The organism is Salinivibrio kushneri (assembly GCF_027286325.1).
Classification (GTDB): domain Bacteria; phylum Pseudomonadota; class Gammaproteobacteria; order Enterobacterales; family Vibrionaceae; genus Salinivibrio; species Salinivibrio kushneri_A.
Genome location: NZ_CP114588.1, coordinates 2,461,313 through 2,471,548, shown reverse-complemented (window position 1 = coordinate 2,471,548; position 10,236 = coordinate 2,461,313). Strand labels below are relative to the sequence as shown.

General features: G+C 52.0%; 9 protein-coding genes. 3 read left to right on the top strand and 6 right to left on the bottom strand.

The annotated features are described in order from the left end of the window. Window positions 1-41: 41 nt before the first annotated feature. Together ppa and fbp are read right to left on the bottom strand one after the other, a co-directional pair. Window positions 42-569: an inorganic diphosphatase gene (gene ppa / locus N8M53_RS11350; protein WP_046074295.1), complete on the bottom strand. Its 528-nt coding sequence runs from the start codon at window positions 567-569 to the stop codon at window positions 42-44. Window positions 570-695: 126 nt separating this feature from the next. Beyond that, window positions 696-1,718: a class 1 fructose-bisphosphatase gene (gene fbp, locus N8M53_RS11345; protein WP_269578860.1), complete on the bottom strand. Its 1,023-nt coding sequence runs from the start codon at window positions 1,716-1,718 to the stop codon at window positions 696-698. A gap of 256 nt (window positions 1,719-1,974) precedes the next feature. Between fbp and mpl the strand changes: the two genes are divergently transcribed. After that, a complete protein-coding gene (gene mpl / locus N8M53_RS11340; protein ID WP_269578859.1) occupies window positions 1,975-3,348 on the top strand; it encodes a UDP-N-acetylmuramate:L-alanyl-gamma-D-glutamyl-meso-diaminopimelate ligase in 1,374 nt (457 codons plus the stop codon). After that, window positions 3,338-3,958: a flavin prenyltransferase UbiX gene (locus N8M53_RS11335; RefSeq protein WP_269578858.1), complete on the top strand. Its 621-nt coding sequence runs from the start codon at window positions 3,338-3,340 to the stop codon at window positions 3,956-3,958. The genes mpl and N8M53_RS11335 overlap by 11 nt, the downstream gene beginning before the upstream one ends. Before the next feature lie 40 nt (window positions 3,959-3,998). Here N8M53_RS11335 and N8M53_RS11330 read toward each other — a convergent pair whose 3' ends face one another. The 3 genes from N8M53_RS11330 to argR all read right to left on the bottom strand — a co-directional run bounded on the left by N8M53_RS11330 (window position 3,999) and on the right by argR (window position 7,823). Further along, a complete protein-coding gene (locus N8M53_RS11330) occupies window positions 3,999-4,430 on the bottom strand; it encodes a universal stress protein (RefSeq protein WP_269578857.1) in 432 nt (143 codons plus the stop codon). A 59-nt stretch (window positions 4,431-4,489) separates the two neighbouring features. Continuing rightward, window positions 4,490-7,060: a TRAP transporter permease gene (locus N8M53_RS11325; RefSeq protein WP_269578856.1), complete on the bottom strand. Its 2,571-nt coding sequence runs from the start codon at window positions 7,058-7,060 to the stop codon at window positions 4,490-4,492. A gap of 292 nt (window positions 7,061-7,352) precedes the next feature. Then, the gene (gene argR / locus N8M53_RS11320; protein ID WP_046074289.1) at window positions 7,353-7,823 is read right to left on the bottom strand and encodes a transcriptional regulator ArgR; all 471 of its coding nucleotides are present in this window, start codon (window positions 7,821-7,823) and stop codon (window positions 7,353-7,355) included. A gap of 306 nt (window positions 7,824-8,129) precedes the next feature. Between argR and mdh the strand changes: the two genes are divergently transcribed. Then, window positions 8,130-9,068, top strand: a complete 939-nt coding sequence (gene mdh / locus N8M53_RS11315; RefSeq protein WP_269578855.1) for a malate dehydrogenase — start codon at window positions 8,130-8,132, stop codon at window positions 9,066-9,068. A gap of 80 nt (window positions 9,069-9,148) precedes the next feature. On the opposite strand, the gene ispB is transcribed toward mdh, so the two are convergent. Continuing rightward, on the bottom strand, window positions 9,149-10,120 hold the full coding sequence (gene ispB / locus N8M53_RS11310) for an octaprenyl diphosphate synthase (protein ID WP_269578854.1): 972 nt from the start codon (window positions 10,118-10,120) through the stop codon (window positions 9,149-9,151). Between the last annotated feature and the right edge of the window lie 116 nt (window positions 10,121-10,236).

Below are 10,236 nucleotides of genomic sequence, written 5' to 3'. Positions count from 1 at the left end.
CCCGCGTTCTCACGCGGGCTGTGTTTCATTGAAGCGGCTGATTACTGTTTTGCGCGCTCAAATGAAGACAGGATTTCGTCTTTCGCCGCTTGGGCATCTTCCCAACCGTCAACTTTCACCCACTTGCCGGCTTCTAGCTCTTTATAGCGCTCGAAGAAGTGCGTGATTTGGGCTTTCAGCAGCTCAGGCAGGTCGTTCACGTCTTTCACGTGATCGTACTCTTTGGTCAGCTTGCTGTGCGGTACGGCGATCACTTTGGCATCTTCACCTGACTCGTCGGTCATTTTCAGCACGCCAACAGGGCGGCAGCGGATCACCGAGCCAGGCACCAATGGGAATGGGGTTGGAACCAGCACGTCAACAGGGTCACCATCCAAAGACAAGGTGTGGTTCACATAACCATAGTTACATGGGTAGAACATAGGCGTTGCCATGAAACGGTCAACGAAAACGGCGCCGCTGTCTTTATCGACTTCATACTTGATAGGATCAGCGTTGGCTGGGATCTCAATCACCACATAAATATCTTCAGGCAGCTCTTTGCCCGCAGGGACCTGGTTCAGGCTCATGGGATGTCCTTTTGTTTAATGAAAAAGTGTGTGCCAATTATAACCGCCAAGCGTGAAAATAACAGAGGCGACCGTGTTGGCCGCCTCTTTATCATGGAAGACTGTCGCTAGGCGTCTATTTTTCGCTTATTCGTCGTCATGATCCGGATAAGCGTCGAGGTATTCTTCGACTTTATCGACCATATTGCTTGAGCCAACAAAGAAAGGCACGCGTTGATGAAGTTCATTCGGAGCAATGTCCATGATGCGCTGGGTGCCATCGGTTGCTTTGCCGCCGGCTTGCTCAATAATAAAGGCCATCGGGTTGCACTCATACAGCAAGCGCAGTTTGCCATTGGGGTAGGCGAGCGTGCTGGGGTAAAGGTAAATACCGCCTTTAAGCAGGTTGCGGTGAAAGTCAGCGACCAAAGAGCCAATATAACGCGACGTGTAAGGGCGTTTTTCGTTAGGGACGTTTTCTTGACAGTACTTGATGTATTTTTTGACGCCCTGCGGGAACTTAATATAGTTACCCTCGTTAATGGAATAAATGCTGCCTTCTTTGGGGATAGTCATGTTTTCGTGAGACAGGCAAAACAGGCCGAGGGACGGGTCATACGTGAAGCCATGCACACCATCACCCGTGGTGTAAACCAACATGGTCGATGAGCCGTAAATGATATAGCCGGCGGCGACTTGGCGGTGGCCAGGCTGGAGAAAATCTTCTTCGGTGGGTGGAGTCCCTACCGGTGATACGCGGTGATAGATAGAGAAAATAGTGCCAACAGACACATTAACATCAATGTTAGAGGAGCCATCAAGTGGGTCAATCAATACCACATATTTGGCATTACGGTTGAGCTGTTTATTAAAAATAACCGCGTCATCTTCTTCTTCACTGGCGACGCCACACACTTGGTCGCGCGCTTCCATCGCGGCTTTAAATTTTTCGTTGGCATAGACGTCGAGTTTTTGCTGCTCTTCACCTTGCGCGTTTTCCGTGCCAATCGCGCCAGCAATGTCGACCAAGCCGGCTTTGTTGATTTCACGGTTAACAATTTTGGCGGCCAGACGGATGGAGGCGAGAAGAGAAGATAAATCACCGCTGGCGTGCGGAAATGCGTGTTGCTTCTCAACAATGTACTCGCCGAGGGTCTTAATGTCGGGCATTCTCAATCCTTAATGATGATGAACTGTCTTTCTTGTGCAATCGGATACATGGGCAGTGAGCTGCCTCTTGAAATCGCCGCTATTCTAGCCTTCGTGACTTTTTAATCGTACTGAAGAAATGAATCAGGCCAGGGAAGTGTGATCGCGACATAAAAACCATGTCAGATGCGCGCAAGCGATAAGACCCAAGCGTTAATCCGAGGCATAATAACCGCCTGCGCCAAACGGCAGGGCAATCAACAATACAGTGAAGGCTATGCATATTCATATTTTAGGCATCTGCGGGACTTTTATGGGTGGCGCAGCCATGCTGGCAAAACAACTTGGGCACAGGGTGACGGGCTCTGACAGCCATGTTTACCCACCGATGAGCACGCTACTCGAATCTCAGGGCATTGATATTATCGAAGGTTATGATCCGGCTCAGCTTTCTCCCGCCCCAGATTTAGTGGTGATTGGCAATGCCATGAGCCGTGGCAACCCTTGTGTCGAGGCGGTCCTCAATCAAGGTTTGCCGTATACGTCAGGTCCACAATGGCTGCATGATTTTCTCCTGCAAGACCGCTGGGTACTCGCGGTCTCTGGCACCCATGGAAAGACCACCACCGCGAGTATGCTGGCGTGGATTTTAGAAGACTGTGGCTACGCACCCGGTTTTTTGATTGGCGGGGTGGCGAGTAACTTTAATGCGTCGGCGCGATTAGGCGATAGCCCGTTTTTCGTGGTGGAAGCCGATGAATATGACAGTGCGTTTTTCGATAAGCGCTCTAAGTTTATTCATTACCAACCGAAAACTTTGGTGATCAACAATCTTGAGTTCGATCATGCTGATATTTTTGATGATCTGGCGGCGATCCAGAAGCAATTCCACCATGTCGTACGTACCGTGCCGGGGATTGGGCAAATCATTGCGCCCTCGGACGATGCCAATGTCGCAGAGATGCTTGCCATGGGGTGCTGGAGTGAATGCGTCTATGCGGGGCCGGATGGTCAGTGGCAGAGCGTGAAAAAAGACCCGGCTGGCAGCCAATTTGACGTGTACTTTGCCGGTGAGCTCGTGGGGACAGTGAGCTGGGATTTGGTCGGTGATCACAACGTGCGTAATGCCTTGATGGCGATAGCAGCGGCGCGCCATGTGGGGGTGACACCTGATTTGGCCTGCCAGTCGCTCGAGAAATTTATCAATACCAAGCGTCGGCTTGAGTGGCGCGGCGAGCAAGCCGGTGTCACTGTGTATGACGATTTTGCCCACCACCCGACGGCGATTCGACTGACCCTTGAGGGCTTGCGCGCGAAAGTAGGCAGTGGCCGTATTCTGGCGGTGTTAGAGCCACGCTCCAATACCATGAAGCAAGGGGTGCACAAAGACACCTTGGCAGCATCATTAGCGCATGCTGACGCGGTGTTCTTATATCAACCGCAAGGGCTAGATTGGTCGCTAGAAGCGGTGGTGGACAGCTGCGCACAGCCTGCCCATATCCATGCCGATATTGATGATCTGGTGACTGCCCTGAGTGAGCAAGCCCAAGCAGGCGATACCGTGCTGGTGATGAGTAATGGCGGCTTTGGTGGCATTCACGACAAGCTGCTAACAGCATTGGCGAGTAAGGAGGCGGTTTATGGCGGATAAACGTATCACACTGGCGTGGACAGGCGCATCCGGTGCGCCCTACGGCCTACGTTTGCTCGAGTGCCTGCTTGCGCAAGAATATCAGGTCTTTTTACTGATCTCGTCGGCTGCACGTGTGGTGTTGGCGACCGAGCATGGTCTGAAGTTACCTGCTGGGCCTGACGCGGCGAAAAAGGTGTTAGTGGAACATTTACAGTGCCACACCGATAAGTTGGTGGTGTGTGGCAAAGAGGATTGGTTTTCACCGGTTGCTTCAGGGTCCGCGGCGCCGAAGCAAATGGTGGTGTGTCCCTGCTCGGCAGGCTCGCTATCGTCCATTGCGCATGGGTTGTCTGATAACCTTATTGAGCGCGCGGCGGATGTGGTGCTTAAAGAGCGCGGACAGTTGCTCTTGGTGGTGCGCGAGACACCGTTTTCGACCTTGCACTTAGAAAATATGCACAAGCTGTCGCAGATGGGGGTGACGATTATGCCCGCCGCGCCCGGTTTTTATCATCAGCCTCAGTCGATTGACGACCTCGTAGACTTTATGGTGGCGCGCATTTTGGACCACTTGGGGGCTGAACAAACCTTGGTGCCGCGTTGGGGATATGATCAACGTGAGCGGTGAACAATGCTCAGGCACGTATTGGCGTGCCTGAACCGTATGGCTAAGGTTTTAGCACCATCACATGGACACTCGCGCCCTCGAGCACTTTGGCGGCAACTGAGCCCAGCATCATTTTATTGACGCGTGAACGCTTATGGCTTGGCATCACAATCAGATCGCAGCCGATGCGCTCAGCCGTTTTAATGATCCCCTTGTAAGGCTTCCCTTCTTCAACCGATACCTGACAGGCCACGCCTTTGGGGACATATTTATCCGCAAATCCTTGTAAGTTGCGTTTCATATCGCGTTTCATTTTATTGGCGGCTTCTTCAGGGAAGTAAGAGGCGACCATCGAATTGTGAATGCCGGGAAGTACAGTGAGCAGGTGTATTTTGGCACCTGACTGGCTGGCGAGCCATACAGCGTGATCAACGGCCTTGTCTGCAAAGCTTTCGTCGTTCAAATCAACCGGAACCAAGATATGTTTATACATAGCGATATCCTTTGTACTTATAAAAGAAAGGGGCACGTGTTACACACGTCCCCCTGTTATTAGGCTTGGCGAATACGACGGCGCTGATTCCACCCCAACAATGCCAAGAGCAAGAGGGTAGGAACAAACACCCACTCTTTCCACGGGCGGACATTATCTATGGTCACTGTTTTGATTTGCCAATCAAAATCAATACCTGCTTTGTCAGCGTCACTACCAAATTGGATCATGTCTACCAACAACTTGTCATCTTCCTCGCGAAGCATTAAGCCCGTGTCGTTAATGCGGGCTTCACCGCTTTCAAGGCTATGATCCACAGGCAATACCACGTGTTTGGAGACTTGCTCACCAAAGAAGTTTTCCCCTTCCACTTCAAGCTGCAACGGTTTTCCTTCTGGTAGCTGCTCTGCCACACGGGTGATCTCTGTGCCTGGGAAGCTGGTGGTCGGTGGATACACTTCGTCCCACCAAAAACCTGGACGGAAAAGGGAGAAGGTAATCAATAACAATAAGGCGGTCTCCCACCATTTGTTTTTAGTCATCCACCAGCCCTGTGTCGCGGCAGAGAACGCCAGCATCGCGATGGTCGCCGACACAATGGTTAAAATCAGGTGGAAGGGGCCATCGAGATCGAGCAACAACAACTGGGTGTTGAAGATAAACATAAACGGCAAGATCGCAGTACGGATGTCGTAGGTAAAACCTTGTACACCTGTTCGTATCGGATCCGACTTAGCAATGGCCGCCGCCGCAAAGGCAGCCAAACCCACAGGGGGCGTGTCATCGGCAAGAATGCCGAAGTAGAACACGAACAAATGAACCGCGATCAGTGGAATAATCAGCCCTTGCTGTGCACCCAGGGTGACAATGACTGGCGCCATCAGGGTAGAGACCACGATATAGTTGGCGGTGGTCGGTAGCCCCATCCCCAACAATAAGCTGATCACCGCGGTAAACAGCAACATCAGGAAGATGTTGCCGCCGGAGATAAACTCGACGAAGTCTGTCATCACCAACCCGATGCCAGTGAGGGTGACCGTACCCACCACAATCCCCGCTGCTGCGGTGGCGACACCGATACCAATCATGTTGCGTGCACCGGTGACAAAGGCTTCCGCTAAATCCGTCACCCCGTCGCGAATTTCTTCTTTAAAGTTAGAGCGCTGGTTGAAGTAGGCAATGAGTGGACGCTGGGTGAGAATGATAAAAATCATAAACACAGTCGCCCAAAACGCAGAGAGCCCTGGCGAGAAGCGCTCAACCGTCAAACACCAAACCAATACGCCAATAGGCAACAAATAGTACAAGCCAGAACGTACGGTGGGGCCTGGCTCCGGCACTTCGGACAAATCGGCGGCGGCAGGGTCTTCTGCCGCTTCGGATTTGTACTGAGCGGAATAGCGCACCAACAGTACATAAGCGATTAGTGTCAGCAGGCCAATGATAACGGTTGCCATGGCACCGAACACATCTTTGGTCCAACCGATACCGTAATAGACCGCAGCGCTGAGGACCAGTAAGCCCACAAACACGGTCATACATGAGAACAGTTTTTGTAGCAAGGTGCTGGTGTGGCGGCGCGGTAGGCCCTGCATCCCAGCCTTACACGCTTCTAAGTGCACGATGTAAATTAGCGCAATGTAAGAGATCAGTGCTGGAAGTAGCGCGGCTTTAATTACTTCTACGTAGGAAATCCCCACGTATTCGACCATCAAGAATGCCGCGGCCCCCATAATCGGAGGGGTGAGCTGACCATTGGTTGAGGCGGCAACTTCCACCGCCCCTGCTTTATGACTTGGAAAGCCTACACGCTTCATCAACGGAATGGTGAAAGTCCCGGTGGTGACGACGTTAGCAATCGACGAGCCTGAGACAAGGCCGGATAAACCAGAGGCAACCACTGCCGCTTTGGCGGGGCCGCCACGCATATGACCGAGTAGTGAAAAAGCGACTTTAATAAAATAGCCACCGGCACCGGCGCGGTCGAGCAAGGCACCGAACAGAACAAACAGGAACACAAATGAGGTAGACACCCCCAGTGCCACCCCGAATACCCCTTCGGTCGTCAGCCACAAATGTGACATGGCTTTATTTAAACTCGCGCCTTTATGGGCGATGACGTCCGGCATGTAGGGGCCGGCAAAGGTATACAGTAAGAACACACCGGCTACCACCATGAGCGGTGGGCCAAGGGCTCGGCGTGTTGCCTCTAGCATCAGAACCATACCAATGGCGGCAACGGTGATATCAAACGAGGTATAAGCGCCGGCACGGTCTGCGAGCTGATTATAAAAAAGGAAGAGATAACCGGCGGCTAAACTGCCCGCTAGGGCAAATACCCAATCGAGTAATGGCACCCGATCACGTGGTGAGGTCTTTCGCGCGGGGTAGGCGGTGTAAGCCAAAAACATCGCGAATGCTAAATGGAGCGAGCGTGCTTCTGTGTTGTTGAGAACGCCAAAGTCGAGCGCAAAAGGTAGCGGCGACGCATACCAAAGCTGAAATAGGGACCAGCAAAGTGGTACCAGCCAAAGAATACGTCCTGATAGTCCATCCGGTGAGCGTGCGCCTGTATCTGCTTGCGCCACCATGTCTTGCACATCAGGAGACGATTGATGTGTCTTCGTCATGCAGTTTGTCCTTATTATCATATGCACCGCTGATGCGGCTACAGTGTCCCGAGAAATGCATACCCGGCTGCGTCACTATCCATGAGCGACTTGCCTGTCTGCAGCCCACTGCTACGTTCGCAGTATAATTGACGTTTAACGAAAGCGTGAACAGTGTGTGGCAGCTAAAAGCAGATAGTAACAGAGGGGTATCAAAAAATTAAAACGATGTTATCGCTTTTGTGTGAGCCTGAGTGGCTTAAAGGTGAGACAACGCAGGTAGGCAGCGGCGTCGCGCTGCCTGATAGGGTAATCAATAATGATATTCAAACAGATCGCACACGGCCTCAAATAAGGCTTCCGTGCTGGTACCGCGGGTGGGCGTGATAAAGATGGTGTCGTCTCCGGCTACGGCGCCCAGGATGCCTTCGGCCTTGCCCAGAGAGTCAAGTAGGCGAGCGATCAGTTGCGCCGCCCCTGGCCCTGTATGGATCACTACCACAGCCTCGTTATAGTCGATTTCCATCACCAACTCACGCAAGGCGCTGCCGGTAGTGGGAACGCCGAGTTCGATCGGTAAGCAGTAGACCATTTCCATTTTGGCGTTGCGTGTTCGCACCGCGCCGAATTTGGTCAACATGCGTGATACTTTCGACTGGTTGATGCCCTCAAATCCTTGAGCACGTAGGGCTTCGACAATCTCACCCTGAGAACTGAATTTTTCTTCTTTGAGGATCGCTTTAAACGCTCGAACCAATTGATCTTGTTTTTCTGAGTTACGCATGACGGCAGACTCGCAATGACAAACGAGTGGCTATTTTGCATATACATGCAGCAAGGGGCAATCACCGAGGGTGTAAAATGGCGACAATATCACTGTTGCGAAGAAGAGACGCAAAACCAAGTAAACGCGGCGCGCAAGGGAGAGCGAAAAAATGAGAGCTTAGGCTGATCATCACCGCCTGAGGCTTGAGTGGGGGTAGGGGCAGGCATATGATGAAGCAACAGTTCGCACCATTGATGGGCGATTTGTGCCCGAACAGAAGCCGGACCGGATCCGGACTATAAGAAATATCGAAAGGAGAACGACATGAAAGTTGCTGTGATTGGCGCCGCGGGAGGCATTGGCCAGGCTCTAGCCCTACTGCTAAAAAACAACTTACCAGCCGGTTCCGACTTGGCTTTGTACGATATTGCACCTGTCACCCCAGGGGTGGCGGTTGACTTGAGTCACATCCCTACGCCGGTCACCATTAAAGGCTATAGCGGCGAAGACCCAACGCCAGCGCTGGAAGGGGCTGACGTGGTACTGATCTCTGCGGGTGTGGCCCGTAAGCCGGGTATGGATCGCTCTGATTTGTTCAATGTGAACGCGGGCATTGTTAAATCATTGGCGGAAAAAATTGCTGATGTGTGTCCAAAAGCGTGTGTGGGTATCATTACAAACCCGGTCAATACCACGGTGGCGATTGCCGCTGACGTGCTGAAAGCAAAAGGCGTGTATGACAAAAACAAATTGTTTGGCGTCACGACATTGGATGTGATCCGCTCTGAAGCCTTTATCGGTGAGCTGAAAGGGATGGATCCACGTGAGGTGTCGATCCCTGTTATCGGAGGCCACTCAGGCGTGACGATTCTGCCGTTATTGTCGCAAGTAAAAGGCGTGACATTCAGCCAAGAAGAAGTGGAAGCCTTGACACCACGCATTCAAAACGCCGGCACCGAAGTGGTAGAAGCTAAAGCCGGTGGCGGTTCCGCAACCTTGTCAATGGGTCAGGCAGCATGTCGCTTTGGCCTATCGCTGGTGCGTGCCCTGCAAGGTGAATCAAACGTGGTGGAATGTGCTTACGTGGAAGGCGACGGTCAGCACGCCCGCTTCTTCGCTCAACCCGTGCGTCTGGGCAAAAACGGTGTGGAAGAAATCTTGAGCATCGGTGAGCTGAGCGCGTTTGAGCAACAAGCGATGGACAAGATGCTAGAAACGCTGCGTAAAGATATCAAAATGGGTGAAGAGTTCGCGGCCAAATAGTAGGTATTCGACTCTCGTGAGGAAAGCGGCGCAACAGCGCCGCTTTTTAGTTTGGCGGAAGTGCTTCTGCTTCGATTGATTTAGGTGTTGCGGTCAACCGCTAAAAGCGCCAATGCCACTAAGGCTTGTTTATAAGGGGTCTCTGGCAGTATATCGAGCGCACGGATAGCTTTTTCTGATTCTTGCTCGGCACGCGTTCGCGTATAAGCCAGTGAGCCGCAAGCGTCCATACAAGCTAGAATCGCCTCGAGTTTATCGCGGCCATTGCCTTTTTCAATGGCGGTACGAATCATTGCTGATTCTGCTTCTGAGCCGTGTTGCATCGCGTGCAGCAAAGGTAACGTCGGTTTGCCTTCTGCCAGATCATCACCCGTTTGCTTGCCCATTTCATCGTCAGCACTGGTGTAGTCAATCACGTCATCAATTAACTGGAACGCCGTCCCGAGGTAACGCCCATAGTCTTGGAGGGCTTTCTCCATGTCTGCGTCTGCTTCGTTGAGAATCGCGCCAATCTGGGTGGCAGATTCAAACAAGCGCGCGGTTTTGGAGTAGATAACCTGCATGTAACTGGTCTCAGTGGTGTCAGGGTCGTTACAGTTCATAAGCTGTAATACTTCCCCTTCGGCAATCACATTGGTGGCCTCACTCATTAAATCCAGAATGCGTAACGAGCGCAGGCTGGTCATCATTTGAAAAGAGCGGGTGTAAATGTAATCACCGACCAAGACACTAGCCGCATTACCAAACAAGGCATTGGCGGTTGCATTGCCACGGCGCAAGTCCGATTCATCGACCACGTCATCATGGAGCAAGGTAGCGGTGTGAATGAACTCAATAAACGCGGCGGCTGTGGTGTGTTTGTCACCGTCATAGCCGAGGGCACGAGCGGCTAATACTGCCAGCATCGGGCGCAGTCGCTTGCCACCGCTGTTAACGATGTAAAAGCCGAGCTGATTGATTAGCGCGACATCAGAGTTTAGCTGGGCGAGGATCTTTTGGTCGACCTGCGCCATGTCATCACTAATTAAGGCTTGGATTGATTTGAAATCCATGAATATATCCGGGCGTTGTCCTAGTTACTTGCCTGCCGAGCTCACGAAATAAATCACAACTTACTAGTAGCAAGAGGCGAAATATTGCACGTTAATACGTTCAGAATAGCGTGAAA

Coding starts and splice junctions, on each gene's coding strand:
- ppa (WP_046074295.1), bottom strand. CDS start 569: ATGAGCCTGAACCAGGTCCCTGCGGGCAAAGAGCTGCCTGAAGATATT.
- fbp (WP_269578860.1), bottom strand. CDS start 1,718: ATGCCCGACATTAAGACCCTCGGCGAGTACATTGTTGAGAAGCAACAC.
- mpl (WP_269578859.1), top strand. CDS start 1,975: ATGCATATTCATATTTTAGGCATCTGCGGGACTTTTATGGGTGGCGCA.
- N8M53_RS11335 (WP_269578858.1), top strand. CDS start 3,338: ATGGCGGATAAACGTATCACACTGGCGTGGACAGGCGCATCCGGTGCG.
- N8M53_RS11330 (WP_269578857.1), bottom strand. CDS start 4,430: ATGTATAAACATATCTTGGTTCCGGTTGATTTGAACGACGAAAGCTTT.
- N8M53_RS11325 (WP_269578856.1), bottom strand. CDS start 7,060: ATGACGAAGACACATCAATCGTCTCCTGATGTGCAAGACATGGTGGCG.
- argR (WP_046074289.1), bottom strand. CDS start 7,823: ATGCGTAACTCAGAAAAACAAGATCAATTGGTTCGAGCGTTTAAAGCG.
- mdh (WP_269578855.1), top strand. CDS start 8,130: ATGAAAGTTGCTGTGATTGGCGCCGCGGGAGGCATTGGCCAGGCTCTA.
- ispB (WP_269578854.1), bottom strand. CDS start 10,120: ATGGATTTCAAATCAATCCAAGCCTTAATTAGTGATGACATGGCGCAG.